The sequence below is a fragment of the Streptomyces sp. NPDC026417 genome (genome assembly GCF_055567695.1).
In genome coordinates, this window is the sequence record NZ_JBVHPY010000001.1 from 259,101 (window position 1) to 274,355 (window position 15,255).

Below are 15,255 nucleotides of genomic sequence, written 5' to 3' on the forward strand. Positions count from 1 at the left end.
TCGACTTCAGCTCCAGGATCTCGCCCTGCGCGTCCACCGTGATCTTCTGGCTGAGGTCGCCGTTGGCGACGGCGGTGGTGACCTGCGCGATGTTGCGGACCTGGGAGGTCAGGTTCGAGGCCATGAAGTTGACGTTGTCGGTGAGGTCCTTCCAGACCCCCGAGACCCCGCGCACCTGGGCCCGGCCGCCCAACTGGCCCTCGGTGCCGACCTCGCGGGCCACCCGCGTCACCTCGTCGGCGAACGCGGAGAGCTGGTCCACCATCGTGTTCACGGTGAGCTTCAGTTCGAGCAGCTCGCCGGTGGCCTCGACGGTCACCGTCCGGGTCAGGTCGCCGCGCGCCACCGCCGTGGTCACCAGGGCGATGTCCCGCACCTGGGCGGTCAGCCGGGCGGCCATGGTGTTGACCGCCTCCGTCACGTCCCGCCAACTCCCGGACAGGCCCTGCGCCTTGGCCCGGCCCCCCAGCCGCCCCTCGGTGCCGACCTCGCGGGCCACCCGGGTCACCTCGCCCGTGAAGAGGGAGAGCTGGTCGACCATCTTGTTGACGGCGCGGCCCAGTCTGCGCAGGTCGCCCCGCAGCTGGCGGTTGCCGTCGTGCAGGTCGACCCGCTGGGTCAGATCGCCGCCGGCCACCGCGTCCAGCACCCGGGTCGCGTTCGCCGCCGGTGCCACCAGGGCGTCCAGCAGCTGGTTCACCTCGTCGACCCTCGACGTCCAGCTGCCCTGCCCCGGACTGGCCGACAGCCGCTCGTCCAGCCGCCCGTGCCGTACCAGCTCGCGCCGGACCCGCTGCACTTCGGCGTTGAAGTGCATGTTCCGGTCCATCACCTGATTGAAGGCCGTGTTCAGCTCGGCGACCAGCCCGTGCCCCGTCTCCGGCACCTTGGTGAAGTTGCCGTCCCTGACCGCGGTCAGCGCGGCGAGCAGCGGACGCAGATCCGATGCTCGAATCTGTCCGTCTCCGAGCACGTGCGTAGCACTGTTCTCACTCATGCTGGCCCACTTCGGTAACTCGGCGCTTATGGGCAGGGCCAGTCTGTCACCCTGTCCGCATCGGCTGAGGTGATTCGTCCGAACTGCTCAGGGAGACGCACAGTGGGGCCCATACCGACGCAGCGGGAGACCTCGTCCCGGGCTCGCGGCGCGCCCGCGCGCCACGGTGCGGGCCGACGTGCCACGGCCCGGACGACCCTGCCCGGCGGACCGCTCGCCCCCGGCGCAGCCCGCCGCTTCGTCCGCGCCACCCTCGGCGACTGGGCCGACCACGCGCTGACCGGCGCGGTCCCGGTCACCGAGCGGCTGGTCGACGACGCCGCCGTGATCGTCAGCGAACTCGTCACCAACGCCGTGGTGCACGCGGGGACGGACGTCGAGCTGCTGTGCCGCCTCGACCAGGGCGACCCGGAGGCGGCCGGTCCGGACGGGGCGTCCGGGGAGGACGCGGCCACCCTCGGCGAGGAGGGGACGGCCGGGCTCGTGGTGGAGGTCGCCGACCACCACCCGTCCCGGGCCGTGGGGGGCGACGCCACCGAGCGGCCGTACGGCATCTCCGAGTACGGGCGGGGACTCCGGCTGGTCTCCGCGCTCTCCGCCGAGTGGGGCGTCACCTACCGCACCGGCGTCAAGACCGTCTGGGCGCGACTGCCCGTCGGCGGGGCCGAGGGCGCCGAGGACGGGATCGGGACGTACGCCGTCGAGCAGGCCCCGGAGCACGGGGAGCCGGGCGCCGAACCGCTCGCCCCCGAGCCCGCCCGCAAGGCCCGGCGGGACCACGACTGGGTCAGCCGCGGCGCCCTCTCCTTCCTCGCCGAGGCCTCCGACCTGCTCGCCGGACAGCTCGACGAGGACCTCGTGGCCGCCCTCGCCGGACAGCTCCTCGTCCCCCGGATCGCCGACTGGTGCGCGGTGTGGCTGGAGGACGAGGCCACCTCCTGGCGGGGCTCCGACCGGGCCGGCGGCTCCGCCGGGCCGCGGCTCGCCCGGGTCTGGCACGGCAGCGAGAACCGCATCGAGGAACTGCGCCGGGCGTTGGAGAAGGACCCGCCGCGGCTCCCCGACTCGGTGCGCTCGCGCGCGGTGCCCGTGCCGTGGCCCGGCGAGGACCCCGAGGCCCCCCGGGCGCCCGGGGCGGCACTGGCCTACCGGCTGATCGCCGGCGGCCGGCCGCTGGGCACCCTGGTCATCGGACGCGCCGGGCTGAGCGCCTTCCCCGACGAGGTCACCGGGCTCGTCGAGGACCTCAGCCGCCGGATCGCCCTGGCCGTCGGCGCCGCCCGCCAGTACGCGCGCCAGGCCACCATCAGCCGGGTCCTCCAGCGCGGCCTGCTGCCCGGCGCCGTCGCCGAGATCCCCGGCGTGAGCAGCGCCCTCGTGTACGAGCCCTGCGACCAGGGCGGGCCGAGCGGCGACTTCTACGACCTCTTCCCGGCCGGGGACGGCCGCTGGTGCTTCGCCGTCGGCGACGTCCAGGGCAAGGGACCCGAGGCCGCCGTGGTGATCGGCCTCGCCCGCCCCTGGCTGCGGCTGCTCGCGCGGGAGGGCTACGCGGTCGCGGACGTGCTCGACCGCCTCAACCAGCTGCTGCTCGACGACGCGACCGAGGCGGCCGACGCGGCCGCCCGCGCGCTGGTGGCCACCGGCGGACCGGGGCTGGTCGACGCCGACGGCCCGCAGACGCGCTTCCTGTCGCTGCTCTACGGCGAGCTGGTGCCCTTCGACGGAGGCGTGCGCTGCACCCTGGCCTCCGCCGGACATCCGCTCCCACTGCTCCTGGGACCCGACGGGACCGTGCGCGAGGTGGCCGCCCCGCAGACGCTCCTCGGCGTCGTCGAGGACGCGGGCTACACCGCCGAGACCTTCGAGCTGCGCCCCGGTGACACCGTCCTGTGCGTCACGGACGGCGTGACCGAGCGCCGCAGCGGCTCCTGCCAGTTCGACGACGACGACGGCCTCGCGACCGCCCTCGCCGGGTGCGTCGGGCTCAGCGCCGGGCTGATCGCGGAACGCGTCCGGCGGCTCGTGCACGCCTTCGGCAGCAATCCGCCGGAGGACGACCTGGCACTCCTGGTCCTCCAGGCGGAACAGCCGGCCCGGGCGGACCGGCCGGCCCACGCGGACGGGACGCGGTGAGGCGTGCGGGACAATGGGGGACATGCCTTCCGCACTCCCCGACGGTGAGCCCGTCCCCGACGACGGGGCGCTGCCCGCGCACGCCCTGACCGGGGCCGCCGAGCGCGCCCTCGGGTTCTATCTGCACGTCCCGTACTGCGCGACCCGCTGCGGCTACTGCGACTTCAACACCTACACGGCCACCGAGCTGCGGGGCACCGGAGGCGTGCTCGCCTCCCGCGACAACTACGCGTCGACCCTGACCGACGAGGTCCGGCTGGCCCGCAAGGTCCTCGGCGACGACCCGCGCCCGGTCCGCACGGTCTTCGTCGGCGGCGGTACGCCCACCCTGCTGGACGCCGGCGACCTGGTACGGATGCTGGGCGCGATCCGCGACGAGTTCGGGCTCGCGGACGACGCGGAGATCACCACGGAGGCCAACCCGGAGTCGGTGGACCCGGCCTACCTCGCCACGCTGCGGGCCGGGGGCTTCAACCGGATCTCCTTCGGCATGCAGAGCGCCCGGCAGCACGTCCTCAAGGTGCTCGACCGCACCCACACCCCCGGCCGGCCCGAGGCCTGTGTCGCCGAGGCCCGGGCGGCGGGCTTCGACCACGTGAACCTGGACCTGATCTACGGCACCCCGGGGGAGAGCGACGACGACTGGCGGGCCTCCCTGGACGCGGCCCTCGGAGCGGGCCCCGACCACGTCTCCGCGTACGCCCTGATCGTCGAGGAGGGCACGCAGCTCGCCCGGCGCATCCGCCGCGGCGAGGTGCCCATGACGGACGACGACGTCCACGCGGACCGGTATCTCATCGCCGACGAGGTGCTGTCGGCGGCGGGCTTCGACTGGTACGAGGTCTCGAACTGGGCGACGTCCGACGCGGCGCGCTGCCTGCACAACGAGCTGTACTGGCGCGGCGCCGACTGGTGGGGTGCCGGACCCGGCGCCCACAGCCATGTGGGCGGGGTGCGCTGGTGGAACGTGAAGCACCCGGGCGCGTACGCGGGGGCGCTGGCCGCGGGGAGGTCGCCCGGGGCGGGGCGCGAGCTGCTCTCCCCGGAGGACCGCCGGGTGGAGCGGATCCTGCTGGAGCTGCGGCTCAGGGAGGGATGCCCGCTGTCGCTGCTGCGGCCGGACGGGGCGGCCGCGGCGCGGCGCGCGCTGGCGGAGGGACTGCTCGAAGCCGGGCCCTACGAGGCCGGGCGGGCCGTGCTCACCCTGCGCGGGCGGCTGCTCGCGGACGCGGTGGTCCGCGACCTGGTGGACTGAGAGCGCCTCCTGCCCGTCGCAGGGCGCCTCCTGCCCGTCCCGGTGCGGCGCCCTCGGATCACCGGTCGCGGTGCGGCGCCCCGGACCCCGGTCGCCAGGGGCACCCGCACGCCCATGCCCACGCGCTCGCCCCGGCCGCCGCCCGGGCTGAACCTCGGCCCGTCCGGCGGGGAGGCGGTCGGTGCCTACTCCGGGGCGGTGACGAAGTCGATGAGTTCCTCGACCCGGCCGAGGAGTTCGGGCTCCAGGTCCTTGTAGGAGCGGACGCGGGACAGGATGTGCTGCCAGGCCGCGCCGGTGTTCTCCGGCCAGCCCAGGGCCCGGCAGACCCCGGTCTTCCAGTCCTGGCCGCGCGGGACCCGGGGCCAGGCGGGGATGCCGACGGAGGACGGCTTCACGGCCTCCCAGATGTCGATGTACGGGTGGCCCACCACGAGGGCGTGCTCGCTCGTGACCGACTCCGCGATCCGGAACTCCTTGGAGCCGGGGACCAGGTGGTCGACGAGGACCCCGAGCCGGGCATCCGGACCGGGCCCGAACTCCTCGACGACCGAGGGGAGGTCGTCGACGCCCTCCAGATACTCGACGACGACGCCCTCGATGCGCAGGTCGTCGCCCCACACCCGCTCGACGAGCTCCGCGTCGTGCCGGCCCTCCACGTAGATGCGGCCGGCCCGGGCCACGCGGGCCCGGGCGCCGGGCACGGCGACCGATCCGGAGGCGGTGCGGCTGGGGCGGGCCGGTCCGGCGGCGGGGCGGACCAGGGTGACCACCCTGCCCTCCAGCAGGAAGCCCCGCGGCTCCAGCGGGAACACCCGGTGCTTGCCGAAGCGGTCCTCCAGCGTCACCGTGCCCGCCTCGCAGCGGATCACCGCACCGCAGAATCCGGTGCCGGGCTCCTCCACCACCAGACCCGGCTCGGCCGGGACCTCGGGCACGGGCTTGGGCTTCTTCCACGGCGGGGTCAGGTCCGGAGAGTACTGGCGCATTCGGATGACGATAGGAGAAGAGCCGCGCCGTGACCCCCGCCCGCGCCTACGACACGCCGAAGCGCGTGGCCAGCGCGTCCCGCTGCGCCCGGACGAACGCCGCGTCGACCGCGGCCCCGTGGCCCGGTACGTAGACCGCGTCCTCGCCGCCCAGGTCGAGCAGCCGGTCCAGAGCGGCCGGCCAGCGGGACGGCACGGCGTCCGGACCGGCCTGCGGTTCGCCCGACTCCTCCACCAGGTCACCGCAGAAGACGACCTCGGGACCGTCCCCTCCGGGCACCAGCACCACGAGGTCGTGCCCGGTGTGCCCGGGCCCCACGTTCGCCAGCAGGACCTGCACACCCCCGCCGAGACCCAGCGTCCACTCCCCGGAGACGAGGTGGCGGGGCCGCACCAGCAGGTCCGCCGCCTCGTCCGCCGCGCGTCCGTCCAGCCCGTTGCGCACGGCGTCCGCGCGCAGTTCCTCGCGGCCGTGCGCGAAGACGGTGTCCAGGCCCACCGCGCCGAACACCTCCACCCCCGAGAAGGCGGCTGCGCCGAAGACGTGGTCGAAGTGCGGATGGGTGAGTGCGAGGTGCGTCACACGCCGGCCGGGGCCGAGCAGCCGCCCGGCCTCGGCGCGCAGCCGCGCTCCCTCCGCGAGGCTCGACCCCGCGTCGATCAGGAGTGCCGCCCCCTCGCCGACCACGAGCCCCGCGGTGCAGTCCCAGCCCGGGAGCCGGCACCGTCCGGCCCGCGGGGAGAGTTCCTCCCACCCCGGCTCTTCCCAAGTCACGTTCACACGGTGACGCTAGCGGCAAGGGGGTACGACGGCGCGACATCGCAGGACACGTCCGTACTCCCCGGCAGGACATCGCGGGCCCGCCCTTGCCGGGGCCGTACCTCACCGCCGTACACTGGGCCGGGGCACGCTGGCACTCGCACGCGCTGAGTGCCAGGAAGACGACCGCGACGACCACGGTGCGACATCTGGAGGTGTGCGCGATGCTCAGTGAACGCCGGCTCGAAGTGCTGCGCGCCATCGTCCAGGACTACGTCGGGACGGAGGAGCCGGTGGGCTCCAAGGCGCTGACCGAGCGCCACCGGCTGGGCGTCTCCCCGGCCACCGTCCGCAACGACATGGCCGCCCTGGAGGACGAGGGGTACATCGCCCAGCCGCACACCAGTGCCGGGCGCATCCCCACCGACAAGGGCTACCGGCTGTTCGTCGACAAGCTCGCCGGCGTCAAGCCGATGACGGCGCCCGAGCGCCGCGCGATCCAGAACTTCCTCGACGGCGCCGTCGACCTCGACGACGTCGTGGGGCGCACGGTGCGGCTGCTCGCGCAGCTCACCCGGCAGGTCGCCGTCGTCCAGTACCCCTCGCTGACGCGCTCGACGGTGCGGCACGTGGAGCTGCTCTCGCTGGCCCCGGCCCGCGTGATGCTGGTGCTCATCACGGACACCGGCCGGGTCGAGCAGCGCATGATCGACTGCCCGGCGCCCTTCGGCGAGACGTCGCTCGCGGATCTGCGGGCCCGGCTCAACAGCCGCATCGCGGGCCGCCGTTTCGCGGACGTGCCCCAGTTGGTGCAGGATCTGCCGGAGGCCTTCGAGACGGAGGACCGCGGTACGGTCGCGACGGTGCTCTCCACCCTGCTGGAGACGCTCGTCGAGGAGAACGAGGAGCGGCTGATGATCGGCGGAACCGCCAATCTCACCCGCTTCGGACATGACTTTCCCCTCACCATCCGGCCGGTTCTCGAAGCCCTGGAGGAGCAGGTCGTGCTCCTCAAGTTGCTTGGTGAGTCGACGGATTCGGGCATGACCGTACGGATCGGTCACGAGAACGTCCACGAGGGACTCAACTCCACGTCCGTGGTCTCGGTCGGCTACGGTTCGGGCGGCGAGGCAGTCGCCAAACTCGGCGTGGTCGGACCGACCCGCATGGATTACCCGGGAACGATGGGAGCGGTACGCGCAGTGGCACGGTACGTCGGACAGATCCTGGCGGAGTCTTAAGTGGCCACGGACTACTACGCCGTACTCGGCGTGCGCCGCGACGCGTCCCAGGACGAGATCAAGAAGGCGTTCCGGAGGCTCGCCCGCGAGCTGCATCCGGACGTCAACCCCGATCCGAAGACGCAGGAGCGCTTCAAGGAGATCAACGCCGCCTACGAGGTGTTGTCGGACCCGCAGAAGAAGCAGGTCTACGACCTCGGCGGCGACCCGCTCTCGCAGAGCGGCGGCGGAGGCGCGGGCGGCTTCGGCGCCGGTGGCTTCGGGAACTTCTCCGACATCATGGACGCGTTCTTCGGTACGGCGTCGCAGCGGGGCCCCCGGTCGCGCACGCGCCGCGGCCAGGACGCCATGATCCGGCTGGAGATCGACCTCGACGAGGCGGCCTTCGGCACCACGAAGGACATCCAGGTCGACACGGCCGTGGTGTGCACCACGTGCAACGGCGAGGGTGCCGCGCCCGGGACCTCGGCGCAGACCTGCGACATGTGTCGCGGTCGCGGTGAGGTCTCCCAGGTCACGCGGTCCTTCCTGGGCCAGGTCATGACCTCCCGCCCCTGCCCCCAGTGCCAGGGCTTCGGCACGGTCGTGCCGACGCCGTGCCCGGAGTGCGCGGGCGACGGGCGCGTGCGTTCGCGCCGCACCCTGACGGTCAAGATCCCGGCCGGTGTCGACAACGGCACGCGGATCCAGCTCGCGGGCGAGGGCGAGGTCGGCCCCGGCGGCGGCCCCGCCGGCGACCTCTACGTCGAGATCCACGAACTGCCGCACTCGACCTTCCAGCGGCGCGGCGACGACCTGCACTGCACGGTCACCATTCCGATGACCGCCGCCTCCCTCGGCACCAAGGTGCCGCTGGAGACCCTGGACGGCATGGAGGAGGTCGACATCCGCCCGGGCACCCAGTCCGGCCAGTCGATCCCGCTGCACGGCCGCGGTGTCACGCATCTGCGCGGTGGCGGCCGGGGCGACCTGATCGTCCACGTCGAGGTCATGACGCCGTCCAAGCTGGACGCCGAGCAGGAGCGCCTGCTGCGCGAGCTGGCCAAGCTGCGCGGCGAGGAGCGGCCCACGGGCCAGTTCCAGCCGGGGCAGCAGGGCCTGTTCTCGCGCCTGAAGGACGCGTTCAACGGACGCTGACGGCGGCCCGCACAGGCCGCCCCGGAGGTGCTCGGAGAGGCACATTCCGGTGGCCTGTGCCGGGTGGACCGCCGGATTCGGACTTGTACGGAGGACGTGACAACATGCCGTCATGTCCTCCGCGCTGACCGATCTCTTTCGGTGTCCGATCGTGCAGGCCCCCATGGCGGGCGGTGTCTCCGTGCCGCAGCTCGCCGCCGCCGTGTCCGAGGCCGGCGGGCTCGGTTTCCTCGCCGCCGGATACAAGACGGCCGACGGCATGTACCAGGAGATCAAACAGCTGCGTGGCCTCACCGGGCGCCCGTTCGGCGTGAACCTCTTCATGCCCCAGCAGGAGCACGCCGACCCCGCCGCCGTCGACGTCTACGCCCACCAGCTCGCCGGTGAGGCCGGCTGGTACGGCACCGAGCTCGGCGACCCCGAGAGCGGCCGCGACGACGGGTACGACACCAAGCTCGCGGTCCTCCTCGACAACCCCGTGCCCGTGGTCTCCTTCCACTTCGGCTGCCCCACGCCCGAGGTGCTCGCCTCCTTCGCCCGGGTCGGCACGCTGACCCTGGTCACGGCGACCACGGCCGAGGAGGCCCAGGCCGTGCAGCGGGCGGGCGCCGACGCGGTGATCGTCCAGGGTGTCGAGGCGGGCGGCCACCAGGGCACCCACCGGGACGTCCCGGAGGCGGACGGCGCCGGCATCGGGCTGCTCTCGCTGGTCGCCCAGGTCCGCGAGAGCGTGCACCTGCCGATCGTCGCGGCGGGCGGCATCATGCGCGGCGCGCAGATCGCCGCGGTCCTCGCGGCCGGCGCGAGCGCGGCCCAGCTCGGCACGGCGTTTGTCGCCACGCCCGAGTCGGGCGCTGCCCCCGTGCACAAGGAGGCGCTGACCAACCCCCTGTTCGTCCGCACGGAACTGACCCGGGCCTTCTCCGGGCGTCCGGCCCGCGGCCTGGTCAACCGCTTCATGCGCGAGCACGGCCCCTACGCCCCCGCCGCCTATCCCGAGGTCCACCACCTCACCTCCCCGCTGCGCAAGGCCGCCGCCAAGGCGGGCGACCCGCAGGGCATGGCGCTGTGGGCCGGACAGGGCCACCGCATGGCCCGCGACCTGCCCGCCGCCCGGCTCGTGGAGGTCCTGGCCGCCGAACTCGACGCCGCGAAGACAGCGTTGTCCTCGTTCCCGGCCGGGGGGACGGCCCGATGACCGCGCCGGTGTTCGTGGTCGAGGAGCTCCGCGCGGACGCGGCCGGACGCCATGTGCTCGACGGCCCCGAAGGGCGGCACGCCGTCTCCGTGAAGCGGCTCCGGCCCGGCGAGGACGTCGTCCTCACGGACGGGGCGGGCCGCTGGGCCGAGTGCGTCGTGACGGACACCGAGGGCAAGGACCGGCTGATCGTCCGCATGGGCGCCGTCGCCGAGGAGCCGCAGGAGTCCCCGCGCATCACCGTCGTGCAGGCCCTCCCCAAGGGCGACCGCGGGGAACTCGCCGTCGAGACCATGACCGAGACCGGCGTGGACCGCGTCGTCCCGTGGGCCGCCGCACGCTGCATCACGCAGTGGAGGGGCGACCGGGGACTGAAGGCGCTCGCCAAGTGGCGGGCGACCGCGCGGGAGGCCGGCAAGCAGTCCCGCCGGGTGCGCTTCCCCGAGATCGCGGACGCCATGACGACCCGGCAGGTTGCCGCACTTCTCGCCACGGCCGACCTCGCCGCGGTGCTGCACGAGGACCGGGACCATGACAGCGAGCCGCTGGCCACGGCCGAACTCCCCGCCACGGGCGAGATCGTGCTCGTGGTGGGCCCCGAAGGGGGTGTCTCCCCGGAGGAGCTGGCGCTGTTCGCCGAGGCCGGCGCCGGTGCGTACCGCCTGGGGCGTAGCGTGCTGCGTACATCCACCGCCGGGACCGCGGCGACGGCCCTGCTGCTCGGCCGCACCGGCCGCTGGTCCTGACCGCACCGTTCCTGGGGGACGCGTTGGAACTCGCACACGTACGACTGCTCGTCACCGACTTCGCCGCCTGCTACCGCTTCTACGCCGACGTCCTCGGCCTGAAGCCCCAGTCGGGCGCGACGGGCGGACCGTACGAGAAGTTCAGCCCCGTCACCGGCTCGGCCGGCATCGCCCTCCAGGACCGCGCCATGATGGCCGAAGTCCTCGGTGAGCTGGGCGAACCGGCGACCGGGCACCGCTCCCTGGTCGTCCTGCGCGTCGACGACCTGGACACCTACTGCACCACCGTCGTCTCGCGCGGGGCCGCTCTCCTGCACGGCCCGGTCCCCATGACCGCCCGGATGCGCGTCGCCCATCTGAGGGACCCCGAGGGCAACCTGGTGGAGCTTCAGGAATGGCTGCTGCTGCGCGGCTGACGGACACGGTGGCCGCATGCGGTCTACCGCCCGGCCCCGGACGGTGGCACGCTGCCGTCCATGGGGGTTTTGAGGCATTCGAGGCAACGGGCGGACCGCAGGAGGCTGTGGGGCGCTGCCGGACTGGCCGCGGCCGCCGTGTTCGGTGTGGCCGCGTGCGAGCCGGGTGACGGACTCAGCTCCGCGTCGGTGGCGTACACGACGGACCAGGCCGGCACCAAGGAGCTGGAGCGGCGGGGCGTCGACGTGCAGTGGCTGAGCTGCACCGCCCACTACGACGACGGCGGCAGGGCGGCCACGCCCGGGAAGTCGCCCTCGCCCACCGTACGGACCGTGGCGGACGTCGACTGCCAGGGGGAGACGAAGAACGGGCAGGACATCACCATCACCGGCGAGGTCACCCGCGAGGTCAACGGCAAGTGCGTACGGGGCGACCTCACCGCCAAGGTCGCCGGCAAACAGCGCTTCCACCTCAGCGTGCTCGGCAACTGCGACGCCGCGGGAACCCCGCCCGTGAGCTACGACCCCCAGCGCCCCGGTTCCACCGTGACCGTCACCGAGACGCAGACCATCTGGTGCCAGGACTACCCCTCCTGCCGCCCCGTCGAGGGCAAGTGAGGCGCGGGTCCGCGGGCACCAAGTGATCCAAACCCCTGTCCGGGCGGCCGGGCGCTGCATAGGGTGATCGGGTGACACAGTCCGTACCCCCCGCGTACCTCCGGTTCCCGCACCTGCACGGCGACCTCGTCGTCTTCACCGCCGAGGACGACGTCTGGGCCGCCCCGGTCGACGGCGGCGGCCGCGCCTGGCGGGTCAGCGCCGACAACGTCCCGGTGAACCATCCGCGCATCTCGCCCGACGGCACCACCGTCGCCTGGACCTCCACCCGGGACGGGGCACCCGAGGTGCACGCGGCCCCCCTCGACGGCGGCCCCGCCAAGCGGCTGACCTACTGGGGGAGTTCGCGGACCCAGGTCCGCGGCTGGACCCCGGACGGCGAGATCCTCGCCCTGAGCACGGTCGGGCAGGCCTCGCTGCGCCGCAGCTGGGCCCGCGCCGTCCCGCTCGACGGCGGCCCCGCCACCACCCTTCCGTACGGGCCCGTCGGCGACGTCGCCCACGGCGGCCCCGGCACCCTCCTGCTGTCCGCCCCCATGGGCCGCGAGGCCGCCTGGTGGAAGCGGTACCGCGGCGGCACGGCGGGCAAGCTCTGGATCGACCGCGACGGCGACGGCGAGTTCGTCCGGCTGCACGAGGACCTCGACGGAAACCTCGAATACCCGATGTGGGTGGGGGAGCGCGTCGCGTTCCTCTCCGACCACGAAGGCACCGGAGCCCTGTACTCCTCCCTCGCCGACGGCTCCGACCTGCGCCGGCACACCGGGATCGAGGACGGCTTCTACGCCCGGCACGCGTCCACCGACGGCAGCCGGGTCGTGTACGCGTCCGCCGGTGAACTCCACCTCCTGGACGACCTGGACGCCGCGGAGCCCCGCAGGCTCGACGTCCGGCTCGGCGGCCAGCGCGTCGACCTCCAGCCGCACCCCGTCAGCGCCGCCCGCTGGTTCGGCGCCGGCGCGCCCGACCACACCGGCCGCGGCAGCGCGATCTCCGTACGCGGCGCCGTCCACTGGGTCACCCACCGCGCGGGCCCGGCCCGCGCGCTCGCCGCCGAGCCCGGTGTCCGCGCCCGGCTGCCCCGCACCTTCCGCGCCGACGGCGAGGAGTACGTGGTGTGGGTGACCGACGCCGAGGGCGACGACGCCCTGGAGTTCGCGCCCGCCACCGGAACCGCCCCCGGCGCCACCCCGCGCAGGCTCGCCGCCGGACAGCTCGGCCGGGTCCTCGGGCTCGCCATGGCACCCGACGGCAGCCGCGCCGCCGTCGCCACGCACGACGGACGCGTCCTGCTCGTCGAGCGGGAGACCGGCGAGGTCAGGGAGGTCGACCGCAGCGAGGACGGCGAGGTCTCCGGACTCGTCTTCTCGCCCGACTCCGCGTGGCTCGCCTGGTCCCACCCCGGCCCGCGCCCGCTGCGCCAGCTCAAGCTCGCCAACGCCGCCGACCTGTCCGTGACCGAGGCGACCCCGCTGCGCTTCCGCGACTACGCCCCGGCGTTCACCCTGGACGGCAAGCACCTCGCCTTCCTGTCGGCCCGGTCCTTCGACCCCGTCTACGACGAGCACGTCTTCGACCTCGCCTTCGTCGGCGGCGCGCGGCCCCACCTCATCACCCTGGCCGCGACGACCCCCTCGCCCTTCGGCCCGCAGCGCCACGGGCGCCCCTTCGACGCCCCCGACAAGGACGAGACACCCGACAGCGAGGGGACCCCGACGACCCGGATCGACCTCGACGGGCTCGGCGACCGCATCGTGCCGTTCCCGGTCGAGGCCGCCCGCTACTCCGGGCTGCGCGCCGCCAAGGACGGACTGCTGTGGCTGCGCCACCCGGTGCGCGGCGTGCTCGGGGCCTCCCGTGCCACCCCGGACGACCCGGACCCCAGGACCGAGTTGGAGCGCTACGACCTCGTCCAGCAGCGCATCGAGCATCTCGCCGCGGACGCCGACCACTTCACGGTCAGCGGCGACGGCAAGCGGGTCCTGCTGTGGACCGACGGCAAGCTCAAGATCGTACCGAGCGACCGCCGCGCCTCGAACGACGACGAGAGCGACAGCAACATCACCGTCGACCTCTCCCGGGTCCACCAGACCGTCGACCCGGCCGCCGAATGGCGGCAGATGTACGAGGAGACGGGCCGCCTCATGCGGGACAACTTCTGGCGGCCCGACCTCGGCGGGGTCGACTGGGACGGCATCCTCGACAAGTACCGGCCGGTCCTGGAGCGCGTGGCCACCCACGACGACCTGGTGGACCTCCTCTGGGAGGTGCAGGGCGAACTCGGCACCTCGCACGCCTACGTCACCCCGCGCGGCGGCCGGCGCGGCGGAAGCCACGCCCAGGGGCTGCTCGGGGCGGACATCTCCCGTCACGAGGACGGCAGTTGGCGCATCGACCGGATCCTGCCCTCGGAGACGTCCGACCCCGACGCACAGGCGCCGCTCGCCGCGCCCGGTGTCGCCGTACGCGCCGGGGACGCCGTCGTCGCCGTCGGCGGACGCCCCGTCGACCCGGTGGCCGGCCCCGGACCGCTCCTCGTCGGGACCGCGGGCAGACCCGTCGAGCTGACCGTCTCGCCGTCCGGCGGCGGCGACCTGCGGCACGCCGTGGTCGTCCCCACCGACGACGAGGAACCGCTGCGCTACCACGCCTGGGTCGCGGACCGCCGGGCCTACGTCCACGAGAAGTCCGGCGGACGCCTCGGCTATCTGCACGTGCCCGACATGCAGGCGCCCGGCTGGGCCCAGATCCACCGCGACCTGCGGGTCGAGGTGGCCCGTGAGGGGCTGGTCGTGGACGTCCGCGAGAACCGCGGCGGCCATACCTCGCAGCTGGTCGTCGAGAAGCTCGCCCGCCGCATCGTCGGCTGGGACGTGCCCCGCGGCATGCGCTCCTCCAGCTACCCCGAGGACGCGCCCCGCGGTCCCGTGGTCGCCGTCGCCAACGAGTTCTCCGGCTCGGACGGCGACATCGTCAACGCCGCCATCAAGGCGCTCGGCATCGGCCCCGTGGTCGGCACCCGGACCTGGGGCGGCGTGGTCGGCATCGACAGCCGCTACCGGCTCGTCGACGGCACCCTCGTCACCCAGCCCAAGTACGCCATCTGGCTGGAGGGTTACGAGTGGGGCGTGGAGAACCACGGCGTCGATCCGGACGTCGAGGTGGTCCAGACACCCCAGGACCACGCGGCCGGACGCGACGTCCAGCTCGACGAGGCGATCCGCATCGCACTGGCCGCGCTCGCCGAGAACCCGGCCAGGACGGCGCCCTCCCTGCCCGAGCTCTGACCCGCCCGACCTCACCGGCCCCGGCCGCCGGTGAGGTCGGGCGGCGGCCGACCCCGGAACCCGGCGGGCCGATACGATGCCGACAACAGTGATCAGCGGGCGCGAGGAGGCACACGCATGTCGGGAGAACCGCAGGACGACTGCCTGTTCTGCAAGATCGTCGCAGGGCAGATCCCGGCGACCGTGGTGCGGGAGACGGAGACCACCTTCGCCTTCCGTGACATCAACCCGCAGGCGCCGACCCATGTGCTGGTGATCCCCCGGGCGCACCACGCCGACGCGGCCGCACTCGCCGCCGCCGACCCCGCGCTCGCCGCGGACGTGCTGCGCGAGGCCGGCGGGATCGCCGCCGAGGAGAAGCTGGACAGCTACCGGATCGTCTTCAACACCGGCAGCGGCGCCGGCCAGACCGTCTTCCACGCGCACGCCCACGTCCTGGGCGGACGCGGCCTGCAGTGGCCCCCCGGGTAACGGC

General features: G+C 73.9%; 13 protein-coding genes. 10 read left to right on the forward strand and 3 right to left on the reverse strand.

The window, feature by feature from the left end; all coding sequences use genetic code 11:
- The coding region (locus ACZ4NT_RS01065) for a HAMP domain-containing protein (protein WP_467722544.1) at positions 1-997 on the reverse strand (997 nt) is incomplete at its 3' end.
- Positions 998-1,099: 102 nt separating this feature from the next.
- Between ACZ4NT_RS01065 and ACZ4NT_RS01070 the strand changes: the two genes are divergently transcribed.
- On the forward strand, positions 1,100-3,133 hold the full coding sequence (locus tag ACZ4NT_RS01070) for a SpoIIE family protein phosphatase (RefSeq protein WP_121403115.1): 2,034 nt from the start codon (positions 1,100-1,102) through the stop codon (positions 3,131-3,133).
- 22 nt (positions 3,134-3,155) lie between these two features.
- Positions 3,156-4,388 (forward strand): radical SAM family heme chaperone HemW, encoded by a 1,233-nt coding sequence (gene hemW, locus ACZ4NT_RS01075; protein WP_121403116.1) that lies wholly within the window; start codon positions 3,156-3,158, stop codon positions 4,386-4,388.
- A gap of 185 nt (positions 4,389-4,573) precedes the next feature.
- On the opposite strand, the gene ACZ4NT_RS01080 is transcribed toward hemW, so the two are convergent.
- Both ACZ4NT_RS01080 and ACZ4NT_RS01085 read right to left on the reverse strand, forming a co-directional pair.
- On the reverse strand, positions 4,574-5,377 hold the full coding sequence (locus ACZ4NT_RS01080) for a DUF3097 domain-containing protein (RefSeq protein ID WP_121403117.1): 804 nt from the start codon (positions 5,375-5,377) through the stop codon (positions 4,574-4,576).
- Between the two features lie 46 nt (positions 5,378-5,423).
- Positions 5,424-6,158 carry an MBL fold metallo-hydrolase gene (locus ACZ4NT_RS01085; protein ID WP_467722548.1) on the reverse strand — a complete coding sequence of 245 codons (735 nt, stop codon included), beginning with the start codon at positions 6,156-6,158 and terminating at the stop codon, positions 5,424-5,426.
- Between the two features lie 203 nt (positions 6,159-6,361).
- On the opposite strand from ACZ4NT_RS01085, the gene hrcA reads away from it, so the two are divergent.
- The 8 genes from hrcA to ACZ4NT_RS01125 all read left to right on the forward strand — a co-directional run bounded on the left by hrcA (position 6,362) and on the right by ACZ4NT_RS01125 (position 15,251).
- Positions 6,362-7,378 (forward strand): heat-inducible transcriptional repressor HrcA, encoded by a 1,017-nt coding sequence (hrcA, locus tag ACZ4NT_RS01090; protein WP_121404740.1) that lies wholly within the window; start codon positions 6,362-6,364, stop codon positions 7,376-7,378.
- Positions 7,379-8,515 carry a molecular chaperone DnaJ gene (gene dnaJ, locus ACZ4NT_RS01095; RefSeq protein WP_121403119.1) on the forward strand — a complete coding sequence of 379 codons (1,137 nt, stop codon included), beginning with the start codon at positions 7,379-7,381 and terminating at the stop codon, positions 8,513-8,515. It abuts the gene before it with no gap.
- A 112-nt stretch (positions 8,516-8,627) separates the two neighbouring features.
- Positions 8,628-9,713 carry a nitronate monooxygenase gene (locus ACZ4NT_RS01100; RefSeq protein ID WP_467722550.1) on the forward strand — a complete coding sequence of 362 codons (1,086 nt, stop codon included), beginning with the start codon at positions 8,628-8,630 and terminating at the stop codon, positions 9,711-9,713.
- On the forward strand, positions 9,710-10,459 hold the full coding sequence (locus ACZ4NT_RS01105; protein WP_121403121.1) for a 16S rRNA (uracil(1498)-N(3))-methyltransferase: 750 nt from the start codon (positions 9,710-9,712) through the stop codon (positions 10,457-10,459). The genes ACZ4NT_RS01100 and ACZ4NT_RS01105 overlap by 4 nt, the downstream gene beginning before the upstream one ends.
- A 23-nt stretch (positions 10,460-10,482) precedes the next feature.
- Positions 10,483-10,875 carry a VOC family protein gene (locus ACZ4NT_RS01110; RefSeq protein WP_467722552.1) on the forward strand — a complete coding sequence of 131 codons (393 nt, stop codon included), beginning with the start codon at positions 10,483-10,485 and terminating at the stop codon, positions 10,873-10,875.
- A gap of 60 nt (positions 10,876-10,935) precedes the next feature.
- Positions 10,936-11,493, forward strand: coding sequence for a hypothetical protein (locus tag ACZ4NT_RS01115; protein ID WP_467722554.1), 558 nt, complete (start codon positions 10,936-10,938; stop codon positions 11,491-11,493).
- Between the two features lie 71 nt (positions 11,494-11,564).
- Positions 11,565-14,780: a S41 family peptidase gene (locus ACZ4NT_RS01120; RefSeq protein ID WP_467722556.1), complete on the forward strand. Its 3,216-nt coding sequence runs from the start codon at positions 11,565-11,567 to the stop codon at positions 14,778-14,780.
- A gap of 117 nt (positions 14,781-14,897) precedes the next feature.
- Positions 14,898-15,251, forward strand: a complete 354-nt coding sequence (locus tag ACZ4NT_RS01125) for an HIT domain-containing protein (protein ID WP_467722558.1) — start codon at positions 14,898-14,900, stop codon at positions 15,249-15,251.
- The last annotated feature ends 4 nt before the right edge of the window (positions 15,252-15,255 follow it).